Raw genomic sequence first — 19,653 nt, forward strand, 5'->3', positions numbered from 1 at the left:
CCGGTACGTCGTCATCAGGGCCGACGAGGTCATCGGCACCTACACAGATGCTCCGGAGCTGGACAACATCGAGCCATGCGAGGTCACCAGAGCCCGCCCCGAGCTTCTGTTGTTGCTCAATGATGCGCGCGTAGCCGTCAAGGATTTCGTCCCCCATGACCTCGGGGACGAACGCAATCTCGATTTCTCTGAGCTCGGCGATGTGAGGTTCGGTGTTGAGCGTGAATGACTTCCTGGCCACGGGTGGGCCCTTTCTCCCGTGCGTGCGCCCGGCCCAGAACCAGCGGCGTACGCGTAGCGCAGACGTCGGTGGAAGCCCCATCGCTGCGCCGGCTTTGCCGCAGCTTGCTATCCGGCGTAGGTGCGCCGATTCGCCCCGCCCCGAGGGGGCGACTTCCTCTTCACTGGCCCATGGGAGACTCGTCACATGACCCCCAGGCCCGTCTCCCGTGTCATCGCACTGACCGTGATCGCCACTCTTGGCTCGCTCTCTCTGTCCGCCTGTGGCAGCGGCAAGTCCGGAGGCGGCGGTCAGACGAACTACGTATCGAGCACGGACGGCATCTCAACGGTTGCCAAGGGAGAGCGGAAGCCTGTCGGCCCGATCAGGGGCGAGACCATCCAAGGCAAGCACCTCGACGTCGCCGACTTCCAAGGCAAGGTCGTCGTGATCAATGCCTGGGGTTCCTGGTGCCCACCCTGCCGGGCCGAAGCCCCATACTTCAACAAGGTCGCCAAGGAAATGAAGACCAAGGATGTCGAATTCGTTGGCATCAACGCCCGCGACGGCAACAAAAGTCTATCCAAGACATTTGAAGACGACTTCGATATGGCATACCCGAGCCTGTACGACCCGACTGGAAAGCTGCTCCTGTCAGGATTCCCCAAGGGCACAGTGAGCCTTCAGTCCATTCCATCCACTGTAATTCTGGACAAAAATGGAAAGATAGCAGCCAGGGCACTCGGCTCAATCGATGACAACAAACTACATAAGATGATCGACCCTCTCGTGAGGGAGAACTAAACCAACTGGCCAGCACTGGCCACCGAGGCGCACCAAGCGCCCAGGGGCATCGACGCGGCACTCCAACCCAGGTACGAGGATTTCGCCCTCGACATCGACCGGCACAGCTCGGCACAATTTATGGCACCTGCCGGAAAGCATCGGGGGATCCGCATGCCGCGATGGAACCGGTGGGCGCCGGCAACTCGCACCACACCGTCTTGCCGCGCACGCCCTGATCCACCCCCCACCGCAGCGACAACGCGTCCACGAGCACCAGCCCCCGCCCCGACTCGTCACCGCCCGCCGCGCTCCGCATCGCCGGCCAGGCACACGGCTCGGGATCGCTCAGCTCGACGCGGAGACGACCGGTGCACGTGCCGCTGACCCGGAGCGTGACCGGTGTTCCCTCGCCGAGATGCACGATCACATTGGTCAGCAACTCGCTGACGCAGAGCAGCAGATCAGACGAATCCGCACCCCCACACCGCTCCCGCAGGGTGCGCCGCACCTCCGGTACGGCCTTCGGCACGGCGAGCAGATCCACCGCGATCGGCAGCGGGCTCATCCTCCGGCCGCCGTACGCAGCACCTCGGCCAGCCGACGCGCGGTGACCGCATTGCAGTTCCCGAGCGCGACCAGCGGCGGCCGGGGCGCCCACCAGGCGAGCGTCAACGGGTCGACACCCAGCGAGGGCAGAGCGATGCCGTGCGCCGCGAACGCGGCGCGGAGCGCGTCGATATCCGTGCTGATGTCGTAGCCGGGTGCGTCGTGAGTCGGGTCGTTCATAAGGGGCCGCACACCTTTCGTTGCGTAGTGTGACGAACCCCTCACACGCTGCCGCACCGGCCTCTACCTTGAAAGAGTTTCCCGCTCCACAACGCACAGCGCGAAAGGTGGTCAAGAGTGGCTACGCGCAAGGAGGTCGACGGCTCGGCGGGCGTCCCGCAGTTCTACGGCAAGGAACTCCGCTTCAAACGGGAGGAGGCGGGCCTGACCCTGGAGAAGCTGGTGGACAACAGCTTCTACGGCATCACGTACCTGAGCGAGATCGAGCACGGCCATCGCCGCATGCCAGCGGATCTGGCACAGCATGTGGACCGGGTGCTGGGGACGGACGGGTTCTTCCAACGGCGGTGCGAGGACGTGCGGAAGGCCCGGCAGGGCGCCCATGCCGCCTTCTTCGCTGCGGTTGCGGAGGCGGAGACGCGAGCCCGAACCATCGGCGAGTGGTCCGGCACCCTGATCCCAGGGCTGCTACAGACCAGTTCGTACGCCTGCGCTGTTATCCGCTCCACGCACTCCCTGGACACGCCAGAGGAGATCAAGGCCAAGATCGACGTCCGGATGCAGCGATCGCAGCTCTTCGACAACCCGAAAAAGCCCGAATACTGGGTGGTTCTGCACGAGTCCCTGGTACGCCATCCCATCCTCCCACCTGCGAAAATGGCCGAGCAGCTGGACCACATTGCCGCCCTGGTCCGGCGCAGCCGCATCGTTGCACAGATCCTTCCGTGGAATGGCCCGACCCGCCCCCTCACAGAGCTGCCGCTCTTCTTCATGGACTTCGACAACGAGCCGCCGCTGCTCTACACCGAAGGTCCCTACCACGGTCAGACAATCGATGATCCGTCCCTCCTGACGCAGTACCGCAAGGCATACGATCGGCTGAGGGCCGCCGCCTTGCCGCCAGAGGTGTCCCTCGCCCTGATCGAGAAGGCGGCTGAGGAGTACCGGCATGGCCAGCATCGACCTTGACCTCAGCATCGCAACCTGGCGCAAGAGCAACTACAGCAACGGCAGCGGTGGTGACTGCCTCGAAGTCGCCGAGAGGTTCGCCATCTGGCGCAAGAGCAGCTATAGCAACGGTAGCGGCGGCAACTGCCTCGAAGTCGCGGACGGACACCCCGGCATCGTCCCCGTCCGCGACTCCAAGCGCCCCGAAGGACCGGCCCTCGTCATCGCCGCATCCGCCTGGACTCCGTTCGTCGAGGCCGTCAAGGCGGTCTGACCGCAGTGCGGCTCTTTTAAAATCGACTGGCCGCAGAACGACAACAGGTGGGAGGGCGTGATGACTTGTCAGGTCGCCGCAGTGAGCCGTAACGAGGTGTACTCGTTCAGCAAGCCCAATCGCGATTCCATCACGCTGCTCACGGGGCTCGGAGTGGAAGGAGACGTTCACGCAGGTGAGACGATCCGCCACCAGTTCCGCATGACCTACGAGCCGGACCTGCCAAACCTGCGCCAGGTCCACCTGATGCACGAGGAACTCTTCGACGAGCTCGCACTCAAGGGCTTCAAGGTCTCTGCGGGGGAGCTCGGCGAGAACATCACCACGCGCGGGGTGGACCTGTTGGGCCTGCCCACCGGGGCTCTGCTCCATCTCGGAGAGCAGGCGGTGCTTGAGGTGACGGGACTGCGTAACCCGTGCTCGAAGATCAACGACTTCCGCAAGGGGCTGCTCGGTGAGGTCTTCACCATGGACCCCGTGTCCGGCGAGTTCACATTCAAGTGTGGCGTGATGGCTGTGGTCCGCCGTGGAGGGATCGTCCGCCCCGACGATTCCATCCAGGTCGAAACCCCGCCCGTTCCCCACCGCTCGCTGGAACGAGTCTAGGTTCTTGTTCCGTGGTCATCGGCGTGCCCGGATGAGTATGGCGGCGAGGTGGAGTGCGGCCTGGTAGACGATGGACCGGCCCTCATCTTCGCCGCGGCCGGTCCGCCGCTGTCAGAGGTCGTCCCTACACTGTCGGCCCATGGGACTTTCGATATCGGTCGGGCTCCTCTACGACCAGGCCCGCAATGACGCCGAGGGCCTCGACTACCACCGCCGTGCCTTCGCCCGGCTCAGCCAGGCCCTCATGGCGGAGGGAATCAGCTGGCACGAGTCGGAGGTCACCGACCCGCCTCGTGCCCATACCTTCTCCGGCGGCTTCCCCTACGGGTACCTGACCCAGCTGCGCCGCATCCTGGTGCTCGCGAACCTCGGCGAACCTGTCACGCCGGCCCTGGCGGTCAGCCAGCACCAGTACGACCACGACTGCGAGAAGATCCAGGACGAGACGTCGATGTTCGCCTCCCATCTGCTCTGCCACTCCGACAGTGCCGGCTACTACGTGCCGGTCGACTTCGCCGATCCGCTCTTCCTCCCTGCCGAGGCGAAGGTCGAGGGTGCTGGAATGGTCGGCTCCAGTCAGCGCCTGCTGGCTGAACTCTCGGGCATCGCACCGTCGATCGGCATCGGCCTCGACGACAAGGGCGTTCCCTCCGATCCGGAGGAGACCGGGCCGGCCGTGGGTCCTGCAACCGACGGGCCGTTCGAGACGGAGCGTTTCGCCTGGCATGCGCTCTACCAGGCATGCCGGGCGAGCATCACCGGCGGCCACGCCATCGTGTTCCACTGACGTCTTCTCGGCGTTGACCATTGTGGTCGAGTTCGAGATGTGGTCGAGAACGAGGGTGGCACCGGCGATGCCCGCTGCTCCCGGGGTTACCGGGTCGGCTTGTTCCGGGGAGAGGAGAGCGTCACTTGACGTCGACGTAGTCGCCGGCCGCGGTCGCGCCGCCGGTTGTGTTCGTCTCACCGAAGGTCCAGCGCCAGTAGCCGTCGGCGGAGGCGGTGACCGTGGTCTTCAGGACGCCGGTCGAGTTCGCCGTCACGATCTTGACCGTGTTGTACGTGCTGGTACCGGCCTTGCGGAACTGAAGCTTGGCCGCCTTGCCACCGAAGGCGGTGTACTTGTGCTTCACCCAGTCCGCGCGGGTGATCTTGCCGGTGACGGTGAGCTTGCCGCCCTTGGCGACGGGCTCGGGCGAGGCGTCGACGGTGACCTTCGCCGCACGCTTGACCCGCACGGTGGGCGAGAGGGGCAGATACTCCTCGCTCTTGAGCCCGCCCTTCGCGTTCCAGATGCGTACCCAGACGGCGCTCTTCCAGGTCGTGGCGTCGTTGTTCGAGTCGAGGGTGTAACGCGGGTCGATGTACAGCGAGCCCTCGCAGTCGGCGGCCACGGAGCCGGTCCCGCAGGCGGTGAGCCCCATGTAGATGGCCCCGCGCTCCGAAGCCTTGGCGGGGGTGGTGTCGTGGTACAGGAACAGGGAGGTGTTCACGTCGGACTGCTTGAGGCCGGACGGCCACGACACGTGGTACGTGAAGGTGGGCCTGACCTCTGCGGACGTGCCCACGATGATGGACTTGCCCTTGTTCAGGACCAGGTTCGACACCTTGACGCCGGTGTCCGCCGCCTGCGCGGGCGGCGCGGTGAATGCCCCCAGGGCGAGCGTTCCCGCGACCACGACCGCGAAGCCGGATCTGCCTGCGCGCATGCGCAACCTCTTGTTGGTGAGGGACTGGTATGAGTCCGGTATGGGAAGAATGAATCGCCGCAGATTAACAGCCGTCGGACAGTGGCCGGTTCGAGAGGGCCGGGCTCGAACCACTGGCCCGACAGCCTCGTCCCATCCGTGGGCGACGGCCCCGTCCGGCCCACGGCCTCAGTCCTGGCTTCGTGATCACGTCACCGGCCGGCAACAGCGCTGTCCTGGGACGAAGACACCGGACCCCTTCGGCCCACAGCCCCTCGTAGTGGTCGAGCGAGCACCGAGAAGCCGAGACCGCTTCGGCCTCAACCACTGATCACCAAGGGGATTTCATGTCCGGCAACCGTCGCCCGATGGCGGCCGATGACCGGCACGTCTACGTCCTGGTCGGCATCGTCGAGCACAAGGTGCCCCGCCCGACTGACGCCGGCCTCACCGCCACGAGCGACACCATGAGACCGCGTGGTGCAGTCCATGAGGTGTGCCGGGGCGGCCCCGGACAACGCTGCCACGGAGCCGCCTACCGTCTGCCGCAGGCACAACGCTGCTGCGGAGTCGCCTACCGTCTGCTGCCGGCCTGACGGCCCGGCCTCACTTCAGGTGCCGGCCGAAGAACCGGTCCCCGTCGTCCACCTCGAACCACGGGGTGCCGGCGTGCCCGCCCATATTGGCGTGCAGCGTCTTCTCCTTGGTGCCGAAGGCGTCGAACAGGTCCAGGGCCCGCTGCCGGGGGTTCCCTTCGTCGTCCCACTGCAGCAGGAACAGCAGCGGGATGGTGACCTGCCGAGCCTCCTCGCGCTGGGCGCGGGGCACGTAACCCCCGGCGAAGAAACCGGCGGCCGCGATGCGCGGTTCGGCCACCGCCAGCCGAATGCCGATGGCGGTCATCCCCGAATACCCGACCGGGCCGCCGATCTCGGGCAGCGAGAGGAGGGCGTCCAGAGTGGTCCGCCATTCCGGGACCGCCTTCTTGACCAGCGGGCCGACGAAGGACTCGAAGATCTCGTCGACCGGCTCGCCGGCCGCCATCGCCCGGCGAAGGGCGGCGCGAGCCTGCTCATCGACGGCGGAACGGGGCCGGTCACCGTGCCCGGGATGGTCGATGGCGGCCACCGCGTAGCCGTACGCCGCAGCGTGCCGGGCCCGGGCCACCAGCCGCGGCTCCCGCTTGTGCAAGCCGCCGTTGTGGCCGATCAGGATCAGCGGGGCCGGTGCGGATCCAGGCAGCGTCCACAGGATGCCGGGGATCTCGCCGAGGGTGAATTCGCGTTCGAGGACGCCGTCGTCGAGGCGCTGTTCAGAAGTGAATCGCATGGTCGTGCCTTTCGGGAGTGCTCTTGAACGGCGCTCCCGGACGACCTATCGCCCGACCGTGACCCCGGAGGGGAGCACCCATGTCAATACGTTCACGGGTACCACCTCCTTGTTGTCTCGCACGGACTCCGGAAAAGTAGCAGTGGTCGCCATGGTCTGCCAAGCGGTTATTGCGGAGGCTCCGGGGCCCGCCGCGAAGGCGGTCACGCAAGGGCGGCCATGTGGATCACGCGGCTCATCGGTGCCGGAGTGTTTCGCAGTCGCGGGCCGGTCGGCGGTGGTGCGTGAGCCGGCCAAGGGGGCGTTCGACGACCCGGCGTCGGGGTTGGGCGTCCGATATCAACCTGACCAGGCCCTACTGGGTGGTCACACAGGGTGGGTCGTAGGGCAGTTGGAAAAGGTATCGGCTCCATTGCTGCCGGCTCAGGGCGCCGGAGCTCCCGGCGCAGATACGGCTGATGGCGGTCTCGACCTTCAGGTCCCAGAGCGTGGCCACGCCGTCGTCGGTGGTGGCAGCCAGGGTGTGACCGTCCGGGCTGAACGCCAGAACGGCGACGAATCCGGTATCCACGGTCAGCGGGCGGCCGATGGCGGTGGGGTGGTCGGGATCGGTGACGTTCCACAGGTTGATGGTGCCGTTGTCGGTGTGGCCGGCCGCTGCGAGGGTGTGCCCGTCCGGGCTGAATGCCACCGACCACAGGCTGCCGCCGGGGACAGTCAGGGGGCTGCCCCTGCGCGTGAGGTGGTTGGGGTCGGTGGCATTCCACAGGGTGACGGTGCCGCGGCTGTTCCCGGTGGCGAGCGTGCGGCCGTCCGGGCTGAACGCCACCCAGGTGCCGGTGGCGGTCGGCTGGTCGATCTGTTCTCCGATGCGGACCCCGGGGTCCGTCGCACTCCACAGTCCGACGGTGCCGTTGCTGCCGTCGCCGCCGGCCGCCAGCATCGTGCCGTCGCGGCTGAACGCCAGGGATTTGACGAACGACGTGTCGGAATTGGAGATGCTGGGCTGGGCGTCGGGGTGTGCGGGGTCGCTGACGTCCCACAGGGCGATGCGGCCGAACTTGTCGTCGCCGGCCGCGGCCAGGGTGTGGCCGTCGGGGCTGAACGCCAGGGAGAAGATGAGCCCGTTCGCCCCGGTGAGGGTCTCAGGGAGGGGAACGGGATGGCTGGGGTCGGCGGTGTTCCACAGGTGGACCTTGCCGGCGCTGTCGCCCGCGGCCAGGGTGCGCCCGTCCGGGCTGAACGCCACGGCGTCGACCGGGTCCTCGGGGCCGGTGAGCGGATCACCGCGGGGAGCGGGGTTGTTGGGGTCGGCGGTGTTCCACAGTGAGACGGTCTTGTTCTGGTTTCCGGCGGCCAAGGTGCGCCCGTCGGGGCTGAACACCACGGATGCCACATTGCCGCCGGCGCCGATGATCCGGGTCGGCGGCAGATTCCACAGATCGACGTTGCCGTCGCTGTTCCCGGCGGCGAGGGTGCGGCTGTCGGGGCTGAACACCACGTCGGTGACCGCGTCGCCGGGACCGGTCAGCGGCCGGCCCAGAGGACCGATGGCCCCGGGGTGGGTGACGTTCCACAGATGGATGGTGTGGTCGGCGCTGCCGGCCGCCAGGGTGTGGCCGTCGGGGCTGAACGCCACCGACATGACGGGCTGGGCGGGACCCGTCAGCGGCTTGCCCAGGGGGGCGGGGTGGCCGGGGTCGGCGACCTTCCACAGGTGGACCTTGCTGTCGCTGGATCCGGCAGCCAGGGTGCGGCCATCGGGGCTGAACGCCAGCGAGTTGACGCGATGCCCGGCCTTCAGGGAACGGCCGCGGCCGGGGTGGGCCGGGTCGGTGGTGTTCCACAGGCTGATGGTGCCCGCGTCGTCCTTGCATGCGGCGGCCAGGGTGTGCCCGTCGGGGCTGAACGCGACACGATGGGAGAAGACATCGGGGCAGTCGAGGTTCAGGGGCGCTTTCGCGGGCTTGACGTCGTCGGGGCGGGTGACGTTCCACAGGCTGACGAGTCCGGCGTGCCATCCGGCGGCCAGGGTACGGCCGTCGGGACTGAACGCCAGCGATTCGACGCTGCTCAAGGCGTCCCAGCCCTGAATGGCGGGACTCCTCAGCCGGCCGAGCAGGACGGGGTGGCTGGGGCTGGTCAGGCTCCACAGGTCGACGAATCCGCCGGAACCGGCGTCGCCGTTGTGGCTGGTGTGGCCGCCGACGGCCAGCACCTGGCCGTCCGGGCTGAACTCAAGCGACAGGATCGAATTGACGGAACGGTCCACGGGTACGGGTTGGCCCAGCGCCACCGGACGGCCGGGATCGGAGACGTCCCACAGCCGGACGAGGTTCTGGTTGACGTTCCCGGCCGCCAGCATGTGCCCATCGGGGCTGTAGGCCACGGTGTACACCGCGCCGCGCGGGCCGGGAAGCCGTGTGTCCAGCGGTGTGTTCTGGGTCGTGATGAGCCGGGACGCCGCCTCCGGGGTCGGGTCCATACGGTAAGCGGTCAGCGCGAGTTGGGCGGACAGCGAGGGATCGGTCGGCGCCAGTTGCACGGACGCGGAGGTGACGGCGGCGTTGATGGCCTGGTCGCGGGAGTGCAGGGCGCGGGTGGCGGCGTCCCGGGCGTTGGACTCCTGCCGGAAGGCGAACACAGCGGCCAGCGAGGCGACCACGGCCAGGGCGGTGATGGTGGCGACCGCGGCGCGCCGGAGCCGTTGCCCGCGCCGCTGGTGGTGGCGGGCGGCTGCCAGAAATGCCCGGGCGGCGCCGCTGAGTTCCGGCCCGTGCGTTTCGGCCCAGGCGAGGGCGGCCTCCAGGCGGTTGCCGCGGTACAGCGCGGCTGCCTCCCGGCCGGCCTGTTCCCAGAGCGCGGCCGCCTCTTCCAGATCCTGTCGTACGAGGTTCCCGTTGCGGTCGTGCTCGATCCAGTCCCGCAGCCGGGGCCAGGCGCGGATGAGCACCTCATGTGTCATCACCACCGTGTCCTGGTCCCGGGTCAGCAGCCGGCCACGGGTGAAGTCGTCCAGGACTCTGGCGGCCGCTTCCCGGTCCGGCGCGTGACGCAGCAGCTCGTCGTACCGGACGCGCCGGCGGCTGTCGTCGGCGTCGCGTCCCACGATGACGAGCCGCAGGAACACCCACCGTGCGGCCTCGTGGCAGGGCGGCGGCAGGGTGTCGTAGAGCCTGTTCGCCGTGGTGGCGATGGCGCCCTGGATGCCGCCGGTGACGCGGTATCCGTCCACGGTGAGCGTGTGGCCGTGGCGCTGCTGCCAGGTGGCCCGCAGCGCGTGTGCGAGCAGCGGCAGCCGACCCGTGGTGCTCGTACCGACCGGTCCGCCGGCCGCCCCCAGATCCGCCAGCAGCACCTCGACCAGGCCGTCTTCGACGTCGAGTCCCACGTTGTCGGCCGGGCGGCGGATCGCGTCCTTGAGTTCGTCCTCCGTCATCGGCTCCAGCAGGACCGGTCCGGCCCGGAGCGCCGCCCGGAGTTGCGGATGGGCCGTGCACGCGGCATAGAAGTCCGCGCGTACTCCCAGCATCACGACCGCACCGCCCGTGGGCCGGGCCAGACGGTCGAGCACGTCGATGAGCCACTGCCGTTCGGTCTCGTCGCCGCAGGCCGTGAAGATCTCCTCGAACTGGTCGACCACGACGACCAGGCCCGCGGAGGGGGGCTCCCCGGTGGGCGCCGGATCGGCGGCTCCGGTGATCTCGCGCAGCTCGGCGAGGCACCGTGCGGGATCGGCCCGCCACGCCGGTGCAGTGCGCCGGGCGGTCTCGTCGTCGAGCCCGGCGGCGGCCGCCAGTGCCAGGGCCGGGGCTGCCGTCGGGGTCAGCAGCAGCCGCGGCCAGGTGCTCGATCCCGCCACCGGAAGCCGGCCGTCGTCCAGGGCCGGCAGTACCCCGGCCGCGAGCAGGGACGACTTCCCGGCCCCCGAGGGGCCGATCAGCACCAGTGGGCCACCCTCACGCATCCGGGCGTCCATCCGCTCGCACACGAGGTGAACCATGCGCTCACGGCCGTAGAACCACTGCTTGTGCTGCGCGTCGAACGGGACCAAGCCCGGGTACGGGCACAGCACTTGGTCGGCGCCGGGGCCGGGCACGGTTCTGCGCCCCTCGTCGCGGAGGCGAACGTGGAGGTCGCGGCCGGCCTGGAAGACACTGCCGCCGCCGGTCGCGCTCGCCTCCTGCCGTCTCGGCTGCCAGGGGGGCGGCCCGTCGGGGGGCGAGGCATCGGTGCTGCGTTCCGTCACGCCTGTCCGCCCCTGGTGACGTTCATGTCCCGGCCGGCCAGGAACGCGTCGCCGCCGGAGACGTGTGCCTCCAGCGTCATCGAGCCCGTGATCTGCTGTTCCGGGGTTCCGGCAGCGCGCAGTTCCCCGCCGAGCAGCGCGCGCAGCTCGTCGACGGCGTCCGGCCGCGTGGCCATGAGCCGGATGATGCGGGCCTGCCACTCGGCGACCAGCAGCCCCTGGAGCTCCCCGTCGTCGCCCGTCTGCTGTGCCCGCAGCAACTCGCCTCGTGCATCGGTGAGTTCCTCCTCGACGCGCTCCGGGTGCGCGGAGCGCCACAGCGCCAGGACCGAGGACTTGACCGCGCTCCAGCCATCCGTCGCCAGCAGATCGATCAGGCGCGCCGCGGCTGCCGATGCCAGGCCGGCGAGTTCCACACTCGTCTCCATGTCTTCTCCTTGTCCTTTACCGCCCGTGGGCCGCGATCGCGGTCATGGTCAGGTGGGAGGCGATGAACACGCGGTCACCGCCCACCGTCCACATGAACCCCACGTCCGGCTGCCCGGGGTCCCTGTATTTCCACCGGGCCCTGCCGGTGGCCGCGTCGATGGCCCACAGCGTCTTGGCGCTGTCGGTGGCGAAGACGGTGTCGGCCGAACACTGCGCGCTCTTGCCGGAAAGCCTGAGGGAGGCGTTGAACAGGTTGGAACCGCCCATGTCGTTGGCGCCATCAAGCACCGCGACCCACCGGAGCGTGCCGTCGGCCACGGCCAGGGCGGCCAGGTCGCTGCCGACCGGTACGTAGACGGTCGCGCCGTCCAGGCTGGAGAACGGGGCGCCGATCCGGACCTGGTCCCCATTCTTCGCATCGAAGCGCTGATGCCACTTCTCGTTGCCCGTGGCCGCGTCGACGGCGAACAGCGTGTCGCCGTTGCCGCCGGCGAACAGGAACAGCCCGGCGGCGTAGCACGTCAGCGGCCAGCCGGTGGTGAAGTAGTACGCGGCGTGCGGGACGGATACCTTCCAGCCGCGGGCACCCTTCCTGCCGGCGTCGATCATCTGGACGCGGCCGGGTTTCTTGCCCGGAACGGCCGAGGTGGCCAGCAGATGAGAACCGGAGGGCGGCACGAGCACGTTGTTGATGTCCGTGCCCTTGACCCGCCACAGTCCCTTGCCGGTCGCGGCGTTGAACGCACGGATGTAGCCGGTGGTCGGAGACCTGGCCGAGAACGACCCGGACGTCTGAAGCAATTGCCCGCATACGTACACCGTGTTCCCCGCGACTGCCACATAGTTGCTCAGGTACCTCGCCGCATGCGTGCCGCCGCCGGGATCGACGTCGGCAGGCTTGGTCGCCCACTTCACCTTCCCGCTGGCGGCGTCGAACGCTGCCAGCACGCCTGGCTGACTCGGTGTGTCGCAGAGCAGGTAGAACACTCCGTCCGCGTACGCCGTTGGGTGCTCGAAGCTGCTCGCGCGGAACTTGTTGGTCGTGTTCAGCGGGTGGAACACGGATTTTCCGGTCGTGGCGTCCAGGAAGGACGTGGCCGTGTCCGTGACCACCATGACCACCTTGTCGGACGCTTCCAGGCAGGTGGGGGCGTTCTTTCCGGCTTCCGACCAAGCCTTGACGGCATCGGGTCCGGCCAGAACGATCGGTTCCGGTCCGTCCGTCGAGGACGGCGACGCGGAGGGGGCGGACGTGGATCGCCCGCCTGACGGAGAGGCCGGCCGCGCGGTGGGCCCGGACCCGCCGGCCCGGCCCGCGGGTGCCGGTGACGAGTCGCCGGAGAAGGCGAGTGCCGCCGCGGCTCCGCCGAGTACGGCCACTCCCCCGGCCAGGCCGATGATCAGCTTCCGGCGGCTGACACCCGTGCCGGCAGCGATCTCCGGCGGCGGAGGAATCGGGCCCTGGCCACCACCCCCGGCGGGCACCGATCCCACCGCTGCGGTCGCGGCGGCCATGTCGGCGGTCACCGTCGGCGGCAGCCAACTGCCTGCCAGGGCAGGCAGGTTCTGATGCCTCAGGTAGGCGACGAGTTGCTCCGCGGTGGGACGGTCCGGCGGTTCCGGGTACAGGCAGCCGCCGATCACGTCGCGCAGCGACACCGGGAGTGCGTCCGTGCCCGGCTCGCCTCTGGGAGCCGCGAACAGCACGGTCGACCCGAGGCCGAACATGTCGTCCGTCGGTGAGGGTGCCGGACTGCCGGTGGCTCCCACCATCCCCATTGCGGTGATGCGGGGCCCGTCCATGGTCAGCAGCACCGAGTCCGGGTTCACCTCGCCGTGGACCGTCCCGGCCGCGTGGAGTGCGGCCAGCGCCCGGGCGAGGCCGTCGGCGAGCACCCGCAGAGCCGGTTCGGACAGCGGGCCGTGCCGGTCCACCGCCTGCCGGAGCGGCAGTCCGGCGGTGAACGGGGTCGCCAGCCAAGGAACCGGCGCGTCGGCATCGGCATCCACCACCGGTACGAGGAAGGCCCCGGACAGCGTCCGTGCCGCCTCGACGGCGGCTCGGAACCGGTCCCGGAACCCCGGGTCCGCGGCGAGTTCGGGCCCCACGACCGTGACCCTGACGAGGAGCCCCTCGTCCGTGCGGGCCGCGAAGACTTCGCTCCCGCCGACCGTGCTCTCTCTTCCGAGCAGCGCATACGGCCCGATCCGACGAGCACCGTCTGCTCCGGGTTGATCCATCGTCAGCCCCTCACGCCAGCCTGATCGTCTGATCACGGGCCGCCTGGTAGGCACTGCCGCCGCCGGACACATGGGCCGTCATGGTCATCGACGGCTCCGGATCGGCGGCCGGCGCCGTGCCGTGCCCGGGTTCGACAGCGGGATCGGTATCGGTATCGGACAGGAGAGCGGTCACCGTGTCGCCCAAGCGCGCCAGCCCGTCCGGCAGATGGGTCTCCGGTACGCGGAGGAACTGCAGGCGTGCCAGCTCCGCGATCTCGGCCGGCAGCGCCGAGGCGTCGGGCAGCATCGTCGCGTCCCCCAGAAGGACCGGGACGACGCGGTTTCCCGCCCGCAGCGCTGTCGCGATCTCCAGCCGGACCCAGTCGTGAGCCCGGTCCAGGAGCCGCACCCCGTCCTCACTCCGCGCGTCGAGCCACCCTGGCCCGATCAGTACGCACATGAGGTCGCACTCGGCGGCCTGCCGCCGCAGGATCTCGGCGAAATCGGCCCCGGGCGGAATCGACTGGCCCGACTTGAAGATCTCGTCGGCACCCAAACGGTCGGACAGCGCGCGGTAGACGCGATTTCGCATCCACCGGGAGTCCGGTTTGCGAAAGCTGAGGAAGATGCGCGGCACAATTGCCCCCTCTCTGGCAAGCCTTGACGTCAGGAATCGTGCTCACACTAGGGGCGCAGTACTCGCCCGGTGGCTATTCGCCGGGGATTGAATAGCGGCCGCGAGGCTCCGTACGCTGGCGGGTATGGATCCGGCGGACAGCGCGGCAGGGACGGTCCCGGCAGGGAGATCGGCCGGCACGCGTCTGCCGCCGGGCGACTTCGGCGTCGTCCTGGCCACACTCCGGGCACGTCGAGGGTGGAGCGTGCGCGAGTTCGCCCGGCGTGCGAACGTGTCCGAAGGGCAGATCTGCAATCTGGAGAGCGGGTTGCGCAACCCGACGCCCGCTGTGGCGGCGGCATGCGACGCGGCCTTCGGCACCGGCGGGGAACTCGTCGAGCTGGCCGGGTCCGACCGCCGCGGCGCCCGGACCGAGGGCGTCGTCGAGGCCGGCCCCGTGGTCGCCGGATACGAGCGGGTCCTGTGGGAGCTGAAGGACATCGGCAGGTCCACCGGACCGAGGTTCGTCACCGCTTCGATGAAGTCGATCACGCGGATCCTGACGGATGCCGGTCCGCACGCCGTTGGCGAGCAGCGTGCCGAGATCTGGCTGCTGGCCTCAAAATTCGCCGAATACACGGGGTGGATGGCACAAGAGGCGGGAAATCCCGCGGATGCGTTGCGCTGGACGAATCTCGCTGTCCGCTGGGGCGCACACGGCGGGGACGAAACGGTGGCCGCGTATGCCCTGGTCCGCAAGGCGTTCATCGCCCAGCACCGCGGTGACACCTGTGCGGCGATCGGATTCGCCGACCAGGCGGCCGGGCACCCGGCGGCCAACCCGGTGATCCGCGCCCACGCCGCGCGACGTGCAGCCCAGGGGCACGCGCGCCGTGGCGATGCGGGGGCCTGCCGGGAGGCACTGGAGCGGTTCAGAAGCCACGCCGCCGAGGTCATCGGCGACCGGACTCCTCACTGGGGCCCGCGCATCGAGAACGGCAACCCTCGGCTCATCGAGGCGTCCTGCATGCTCAGCCTCCGTCGCTTCGAGCTGGCCGCCGACCTTTTCGCCGCCGAGCGCCGGCGCCGGCCGGCCGTCCCGGCGGACAGCAACTCCCTGGCCCGCTTCGCGGTTCGGCACGCGACAGCCCTGGCCGGTGTCGGCCGCCTCGACGACGCCTGTCAGATCGTCGAGACCGCGCTGCCGGTGATCAAGCGCATCGACTCGGCCACCGTCCGCGCGGAGCTGGGCCGTTTCGTGGAACAGTCCCGGACCCGGAGAGCCAGCCCGGGCCAACTCGCCCTCATCGACGCATCGGTCGCCCTCGCGATCGGCTGACAGTACGGGCAGATCCAGTGTGATGCGTCAGGCAACGTTCGCCCCCGGGGCTGGGCCGCGCCGTTCGTCGCATCGCCCCGGGTTCGGCAACGGCTTCGATGCGCCAACTTCCGTACGGCCAAAGCCGTAACCGATCCGGGCCGGTATGACACGTTGCACGCCCTGAACTGCTGGGACGCATCGTCCCGGGGCGCGGCCTCAGGACCGGGGCCGTGGCCGACACGCCACGTCTTCTCCTGTGCGGCCACGATGCCGCACAATTTATGACAACTGCCGGAGCACCGGGGGGAATCCGCATGCCGCGATGGAAAGAGCTACCCACAGAGACATCCAGTAGTGAACGCCAACTGCTCGTCCAGTTACGCCGGTTGAAGGATCACAGCGGCCTGAGTCTGGCCGCCCTCGCGAGCCGCACCAGTTACAGCCGTTCCTCGTGGGAGCGGTACCTGAACGGGAAGAAACCCGTACCACGCCAAGCGGTCGAGGAACTGGCCGAGGTCTGCGGCACGGAACCGACGCGGCTGATCGTGCTGTACGAAGTCGCCGAACGGGCCCGCGCCAAGGCTCCCGCGCAGCCGGATGAACCATCGTCGCCGCCGAAATCCGCGCAGTCCGCGCCGCCCCCACCAGGGCAGGATCAAGAGCAGCCGCAGACGCAGACACAGACACAAGAACAGGCGCAGGCATCTCGCAGGCCGGTCCGCACGGTGCCCCTGGGGCGGATGCTCGTCGCGGCGGCCCTGGCCGTCGCCGTGGCCTTCGGGGCCGGGCTGCTGACGGCGCGGGGGTGGGACGACGAGGCCCCGGCGGAGAAGACCGGTGCCGTGGCGGCCGGAACCGGGTACCTGCGCGGTCAGACCTACACATGCGACGTGCAGCGCAAGGACGGTGAGCTGCGGGCGGGGCACAGCGACACCCGCGAGATGCTGCTCGACATCAACAGCACCGGTTTCGATGTCGTGGAGGCCCAGTGCCTGCTGCGCGAGAAGGGCTTCAGCCCCCGCAGCTTCGACGGGCTGTACGGCGAGCAGACCAAGAAGGCCGCCAAGGAATTCCAGCAGAAGCACCACCTGGTCGTCGACGGCATCATCGGCCCGGACACCTGGAGGGAGCTGCGCAGATGACGGCCACCACCGTGGGCGGTCAACTGGCGGAAGAACTCCGGGAGATCAAGGAACGGTCCGGGCTGAGCCTGGCCGCGCTGGCGTCCCGTACCCCGTACAGCAAATCGTCCTGGGAGCGGTACCTCAACGGGAAGAAACCCGTACCACGCCAAGCGGTCGACGCGCTGTGCGCGCTCACCGGGACACCGGCCGGACGGCTGCTGGCACTCTGGGAGCTGGCGGACGCCGAGTGGAGCGGCCGGGCCCGGCCCGTACCCGTGCCGGAGACACCGGACCGCGCCACCCCCGGCCCGGCCCCCGCCACTCCCCGCCCGGGTGTGCGCCGGGGGGCGGTGGCCGCGGCCCTGGCCGGGGTGGCGGCGGCCTGCCTGGCCGTAGTCGCCTTCGTCGGCGGGAGTCCGGACGAGCGGGCGCGCACCGCCACCGAGCCGCCCGTACGCAACCCGGGGTGCCGGGCCGACACCTGCGAGAGCAAGAGCGCCGTGGCCATGGGCTGCGGCGGGGCCGGGATGATCACCACCCTCGCGACTCACACCGCCTTCGGCGGACGGCGCCTGGAGCTCCGCCATGCCGAGCTCTGCCACGCCGTGTGGGTCCGGGCCACCGGGCTGATGCCGGGCGACCGGGTCGAGCTGTCGCTGCCGGCCGGGCGCACGCAGTCGGTCACCGCCGAAGGAAGTCTCGACGCCGGGCGGTATCTGGCGACCCCGATGGCCTCCGGCGACAGCCGGACGGGCACCAGGATCTGCCTGGACGTACCAGGCAGACGCCCTGAGTGCTTCGCCGGCTGAACCCGGACCACCGGCAGGCGCGTCGGCGCGCGGGCGCTCGGCGCTTCGGTGGGAGCCGGGCCCCGCACCCCGGACCCGGCCGCCCTCGGCACCGACGGCGTCCGGAAGACACCGGACCGACCGGGGCGCCCTGTGCCGCACGCCGCCCAGACCGTACGCCGCACGCCGCCCGGACCGTACGCACCGGAGGCGGCGCAGCCTGCCCTCCGGTGCGTACGACGGGCCCACCGCGATGGGCTCGGCTCAGAGCGCGTTGCAGGACCGCGCGAACGCAGCCTTGGTCGCCGCTCCGGCGATTCCATCGATGCTGCCCTTGTAGCCCCAGTACTTCTTGAGGAAGCGCTGCAGCGCCTTCACCGTGCCGCTCCCGACCTGTCCGTCGATCTTGCCGTCATAACCCCAGAACTTCGCGAGCCAGCGCTGCATCGCCTTCCAGCTGTCGGTGCCGAGCTGCCCGTCGATCTTGCCCTTGTAACCCCAGTTGGCCTTCAGCTGGCCCTGGAGCTTCTTGGCCTGCGTCGTATTGAGGCCGAGGTTGACCACCGCGAGCGGGGTGACGGCCTCGGAACTCACTACCCGCTTCGTGGTCTGCTCGGACGCCGCGAAGCTGGTACCCGCAGCCGCCACGCCTCCGCCGGCAATCGCAAGCGCAGTGGTGACACCGACGAACGTCCTCGTCAAGGTTCGCATTCTCTCTGCCTTCCCCGTAGTTGGATCCGACCGCCTCGGCCGGTTCGCCAACAAGACTGCGGGGCGGGGAGCGAGGGCTGCCAGAAGTGCCGGAGAAGTGACGCACTCAGGGGACGTCCCACACGCTGACCTGCGAAGATGTCGCCCGTGGTGACGGCGGGGCGGGACGGTGGGACGGTGGGACGGTGGGACGGCCACCGAGGCGCCCTGGGCACCGGGCCGTTCGCCGCCATACCGGGCGGGCACGCGGAACGGGCGGCGGATGGTCTTCGCGTTCTTCCCCCACCCGTAGTCTTTGCGTCCTCCCCCATCCGTATCCCCCACCCGTAGTCTTCGCGTTCTTCCCCCACCCGTAGTCTTCGCGTTCTTCCCCAACCGCACCGCACCACCACCGGCCGGTCCTCGTCCGGCCGTGATCCACTTTCGGCAGGAGCAACGACGTGCACCAGCTCACGTACGACGACATCAAGGCCGCCACCGACCGGATCACCGGACATGTCCGCCCGGTCACCGTCTCCCCCGCCGACCCGGGAACCATCCGCACGACGCGGCGCGGCCCCCTCGACGAGCGCGCCGAGATGCCCTGCGAGGTCTGGTTCGCCCTGGAGTTCATGCAGCACACCGGCTCCTTCAAGGCACGCGGCGCGCAGAACTTCATCCAGGCCCACCGCGAGGCCGGGACCCTGCCGGATGCGGGCGTGACCATCGCCTCCGGCGGCAACGCCGGGCTGGCCTGCGCGTGGGCCGCCCGCCAACAGGGCGTACGGGCCACGGTGTTCCTGCCGGCCGTCGCCCCGGCGGTGAAGGTGGCCGGGCTCCGTGCACTCGGGGCGGACGTCCGGGTGGTCGGCGCCGAGTACGCCGAAGCCCTCGAAGCGTGCCAGGAGTTCGCCGTCTCCTCCGGCGCGCTCGCCGCGCACGCCTACGACCACCCGCTGATCGCCGCCGGGGCCGGCACTCTGCTGGAGGAGATCCGCGCCCGGATCCCCGGTCTGGACACCGTGGTGGTCTCGGTCGGCGGCGGTGGCCTGTTCGCCGGCGTCGCCACCGCCGCCCGGCAGCACGGAATCCGCACGGTCGCCGTCGAACCGGAGAACTGCCGGACGCTGAACGCCGCCATCGAGGCCGGCCGGCCGGTCGACGTCCCCGTCGACTCGGTTGCCGTCGACGCTCTCGGCGCCCGCCGCGCCACCGCGCTGGCCCTGCACGCCGCCCGCCACGACGACGTGCGCTCCGTCCTCGTACCGGACAGCGAAATCGTCCGCGCCCGCCAGGAGTTGTGGGACCGGCGCCGCGTCGCCGTCGAGCACGCCGCCGCGACCGCGCTGGCCGCGCTCACCGCCTCGGACCTTCCGGCCGGGGCGACGGCGCCGGGCCGCGGCTACCGGCCGCAGGAGGGCGAGCGGGTCGCCGTGGTGCTGTGCGGGGCGAACACCGACCCCGGCGACCTGGTGCACCCGGCCGGGACCTGACCTCCGGCCGTCGCCCGTCGGCGGTCCCCGGAAGCCCTGGTCCACGCCATGCGCAAGGGGCGGCGCCTCCTCAGTGTGGTGTG

19 protein-coding genes are annotated in these 19,653 nt (G+C 69.7%); 10 read left to right on the forward strand and 9 right to left on the reverse strand.

Annotated elements, in window-relative coordinates; genetic code table 11:
- Positions 1–427 precede the first annotated feature (427 nt).
- A complete protein-coding gene (locus tag ACF08M_RS11355) occupies positions 428–1,024 on the forward strand; it encodes a TlpA family protein disulfide reductase (protein WP_392184987.1) in 597 nt (198 codons plus the stop codon).
- Positions 1,025–1,142: 118 nt separating this feature from the next.
- Here ACF08M_RS11355 and ACF08M_RS11360 read toward each other — a convergent pair whose 3' ends face one another.
- On the reverse strand, positions 1,143–1,571 hold the full coding sequence (locus ACF08M_RS11360; protein ID WP_392184988.1) for an ATP-binding protein: 429 nt from the start codon (positions 1,569–1,571) through the stop codon (positions 1,143–1,145).
- A complete protein-coding gene (locus ACF08M_RS11365; RefSeq protein WP_392184989.1) occupies positions 1,568–1,792 on the reverse strand; it encodes a hypothetical protein in 225 nt (74 codons plus the stop codon). The genes ACF08M_RS11360 and ACF08M_RS11365 overlap by 4 nt, the downstream gene beginning before the upstream one ends.
- A gap of 117 nt (positions 1,793–1,909) precedes the next feature.
- Here ACF08M_RS11365 and ACF08M_RS11370 point away from each other — a divergent pair, with 117 nt between their 5' ends.
- The 4 genes from ACF08M_RS11370 (at position 1,910) to ACF08M_RS11385 (ending at position 4,407) form a co-directional block, all read left to right on the forward strand.
- Positions 1,910–2,761 carry a helix-turn-helix domain-containing protein gene (locus ACF08M_RS11370; protein ID WP_392184990.1) on the forward strand — a complete coding sequence of 284 codons (852 nt, stop codon included), beginning with the start codon at positions 1,910–1,912 and terminating at the stop codon, positions 2,759–2,761.
- Positions 2,742–3,014 (forward strand): DUF397 domain-containing protein, encoded by a 273-nt coding sequence (locus tag ACF08M_RS11375; RefSeq protein ID WP_392184991.1) that lies wholly within the window; start codon positions 2,742–2,744, stop codon positions 3,012–3,014. Before ACF08M_RS11370 ends, ACF08M_RS11375 begins: the two co-directional genes overlap by 20 nt.
- A 60-nt stretch (positions 3,015–3,074) precedes the next feature.
- A complete protein-coding gene (locus ACF08M_RS11380) occupies positions 3,075–3,620 on the forward strand; it encodes an MOSC domain-containing protein (protein ID WP_392184992.1) in 546 nt (181 codons plus the stop codon).
- 139 nt (positions 3,621–3,759) lie between these two features.
- Entirely contained in the window at positions 3,760–4,407 is a 648-nt protein-coding gene (locus tag ACF08M_RS11385; RefSeq protein WP_392184993.1) for a hypothetical protein, read from the forward strand.
- A 121-nt stretch (positions 4,408–4,528) separates the two neighbouring features.
- Here the strand turns inward: ACF08M_RS11385 and ACF08M_RS11390 are convergent, their stop codons facing one another.
- Positions 4,529–5,329, reverse strand: a complete 801-nt coding sequence (locus tag ACF08M_RS11390; RefSeq protein WP_392184994.1) for a hypothetical protein — start codon at positions 5,327–5,329, stop codon at positions 4,529–4,531.
- Positions 5,330–5,655: 326 nt separating this feature from the next.
- On the opposite strand from ACF08M_RS11390, the gene ACF08M_RS11395 reads away from it, so the two are divergent.
- Entirely contained in the window at positions 5,656–5,904 is a 249-nt protein-coding gene (locus ACF08M_RS11395; protein ID WP_392184995.1) for a hypothetical protein, read from the forward strand.
- Positions 5,905–5,914: 10 nt separating this feature from the next.
- Here the strand turns inward: ACF08M_RS11395 and ACF08M_RS11400 are convergent, their stop codons facing one another.
- The 5 genes from ACF08M_RS11400 to ACF08M_RS11420 all read right to left on the reverse strand — a co-directional run bounded on the left by ACF08M_RS11400 (position 5,915) and on the right by ACF08M_RS11420 (position 14,175).
- The gene (locus ACF08M_RS11400; RefSeq protein ID WP_392184996.1) at positions 5,915–6,637 is read right to left on the reverse strand and encodes an alpha/beta hydrolase; all 723 of its coding nucleotides are present in this window, start codon (positions 6,635–6,637) and stop codon (positions 5,915–5,917) included.
- A gap of 355 nt (positions 6,638–6,992) precedes the next feature.
- The gene (locus ACF08M_RS11405; RefSeq protein WP_392184997.1) at positions 6,993–10,886 is read right to left on the reverse strand and encodes an AAA family ATPase; all 3,894 of its coding nucleotides are present in this window, start codon (positions 10,884–10,886) and stop codon (positions 6,993–6,995) included.
- On the reverse strand, positions 10,883–11,314 hold the full coding sequence (locus ACF08M_RS11410) for a hypothetical protein (protein ID WP_392184998.1): 432 nt from the start codon (positions 11,312–11,314) through the stop codon (positions 10,883–10,885). Before ACF08M_RS11410 ends, ACF08M_RS11405 begins: the two co-directional genes overlap by 4 nt.
- A 16-nt stretch (positions 11,315–11,330) precedes the next feature.
- A complete protein-coding gene (locus tag ACF08M_RS11415) occupies positions 11,331–13,556 on the reverse strand; it encodes a PQQ-binding-like beta-propeller repeat protein (RefSeq protein WP_392184999.1) in 2,226 nt (741 codons plus the stop codon).
- Positions 13,557–13,566: 10 nt separating this feature from the next.
- Complete coding sequence (locus ACF08M_RS11420; protein WP_392185000.1) at positions 13,567–14,175, reverse strand: toll/interleukin-1 receptor domain-containing protein; 609 nt, start codon at positions 14,173–14,175, stop codon at positions 13,567–13,569.
- A 124-nt stretch (positions 14,176–14,299) separates the two neighbouring features.
- On the opposite strand from ACF08M_RS11420, the gene ACF08M_RS11425 reads away from it, so the two are divergent.
- The 3 genes from ACF08M_RS11425 (at position 14,300) to ACF08M_RS11435 (ending at position 17,408) form a co-directional block, all read left to right on the forward strand.
- Entirely contained in the window at positions 14,300–15,493 is a 1,194-nt protein-coding gene (locus ACF08M_RS11425) for a helix-turn-helix domain-containing protein (RefSeq protein WP_392185001.1), read from the forward strand.
- A gap of 296 nt (positions 15,494–15,789) precedes the next feature.
- Complete coding sequence (locus ACF08M_RS11430) at positions 15,790–16,617, forward strand: helix-turn-helix domain-containing protein (protein ID WP_392185002.1); 828 nt, start codon at positions 15,790–15,792, stop codon at positions 16,615–16,617.
- Positions 16,614–17,408 carry a helix-turn-helix domain-containing protein gene (locus ACF08M_RS11435; protein ID WP_392185003.1) on the forward strand — a complete coding sequence of 265 codons (795 nt, stop codon included), beginning with the start codon at positions 16,614–16,616 and terminating at the stop codon, positions 17,406–17,408. The genes ACF08M_RS11430 and ACF08M_RS11435 overlap by 4 nt, the downstream gene beginning before the upstream one ends.
- Before the next feature lie 243 nt (positions 17,409–17,651).
- On the opposite strand, the gene ACF08M_RS11440 is transcribed toward ACF08M_RS11435, so the two are convergent.
- Positions 17,652–18,098 carry a peptidoglycan-binding domain-containing protein gene (locus ACF08M_RS11440; protein ID WP_392185004.1) on the reverse strand — a complete coding sequence of 149 codons (447 nt, stop codon included), beginning with the start codon at positions 18,096–18,098 and terminating at the stop codon, positions 17,652–17,654.
- 440 nt (positions 18,099–18,538) lie between these two features.
- Between ACF08M_RS11440 and ACF08M_RS11445 the strand changes: the two genes are divergently transcribed.
- Complete coding sequence (locus tag ACF08M_RS11445; RefSeq protein WP_392185005.1) at positions 18,539–19,570, forward strand: threonine/serine dehydratase; 1,032 nt, start codon at positions 18,539–18,541, stop codon at positions 19,568–19,570.
- Positions 19,571–19,653: the final 83 nt, after the last annotated feature.

The sequence above is a fragment of the Streptomyces sp. NPDC015032 genome, assembly GCF_043080425.1.
Taxonomy (GTDB): Bacteria; Actinomycetota; Actinomycetes; order Streptomycetales; family Streptomycetaceae; genus Streptomyces.

What these genes read in the sequence shown, in the direction of transcription:
- ACF08M_RS11355 (WP_392184987.1), top strand. Translation starts at nt 428, where the DNA reads ATGACCCCCAGGCCCGTCTCCCGTGTCATCGCACTGACCGTGATCGCC.
- ACF08M_RS11360 (WP_392184988.1), bottom strand. Translation starts at nt 1,571, where the DNA reads ATGAGCCCGCTGCCGATCGCGGTGGATCTGCTCGCCGTGCCGAAGGCC.
- ACF08M_RS11365 (WP_392184989.1), bottom strand. Translation starts at nt 1,792, where the DNA reads ATGAACGACCCGACTCACGACGCACCCGGCTACGACATCAGCACGGAT.
- ACF08M_RS11375 (WP_392184991.1), top strand. Translation starts at nt 2,742, where the DNA reads ATGGCCAGCATCGACCTTGACCTCAGCATCGCAACCTGGCGCAAGAGC.
- ACF08M_RS11380 (WP_392184992.1), top strand. Translation starts at nt 3,075, where the DNA reads ATGACTTGTCAGGTCGCCGCAGTGAGCCGTAACGAGGTGTACTCGTTC.
- ACF08M_RS11385 (WP_392184993.1), top strand. Translation starts at nt 3,760, where the DNA reads ATGGGACTTTCGATATCGGTCGGGCTCCTCTACGACCAGGCCCGCAAT.
- ACF08M_RS11390 (WP_392184994.1), bottom strand. Translation starts at nt 5,329, where the DNA reads ATGCGCGCAGGCAGATCCGGCTTCGCGGTCGTGGTCGCGGGAACGCTC.
- ACF08M_RS11395 (WP_392184995.1), top strand. Translation starts at nt 5,656, where the DNA reads ATGTCCGGCAACCGTCGCCCGATGGCGGCCGATGACCGGCACGTCTAC.
- ACF08M_RS11400 (WP_392184996.1), bottom strand. Translation starts at nt 6,637, where the DNA reads ATGCGATTCACTTCTGAACAGCGCCTCGACGACGGCGTCCTCGAACGC.
- ACF08M_RS11410 (WP_392184998.1), bottom strand. Translation starts at nt 11,314, where the DNA reads ATGGAGACGAGTGTGGAACTCGCCGGCCTGGCATCGGCAGCCGCGGCG.
- ACF08M_RS11415 (WP_392184999.1), bottom strand. Translation starts at nt 13,556, where the DNA reads ATGGATCAACCCGGAGCAGACGGTGCTCGTCGGATCGGGCCGTATGCG.
- ACF08M_RS11425 (WP_392185001.1), top strand. Translation starts at nt 14,300, where the DNA reads ATGGATCCGGCGGACAGCGCGGCAGGGACGGTCCCGGCAGGGAGATCG.
- ACF08M_RS11430 (WP_392185002.1), top strand. Translation starts at nt 15,790, where the DNA reads ATGCCGCGATGGAAAGAGCTACCCACAGAGACATCCAGTAGTGAACGC.
- ACF08M_RS11435 (WP_392185003.1), top strand. Translation starts at nt 16,614, where the DNA reads ATGACGGCCACCACCGTGGGCGGTCAACTGGCGGAAGAACTCCGGGAG.
- ACF08M_RS11440 (WP_392185004.1), bottom strand. Translation starts at nt 18,098, where the DNA reads ATGCGAACCTTGACGAGGACGTTCGTCGGTGTCACCACTGCGCTTGCG.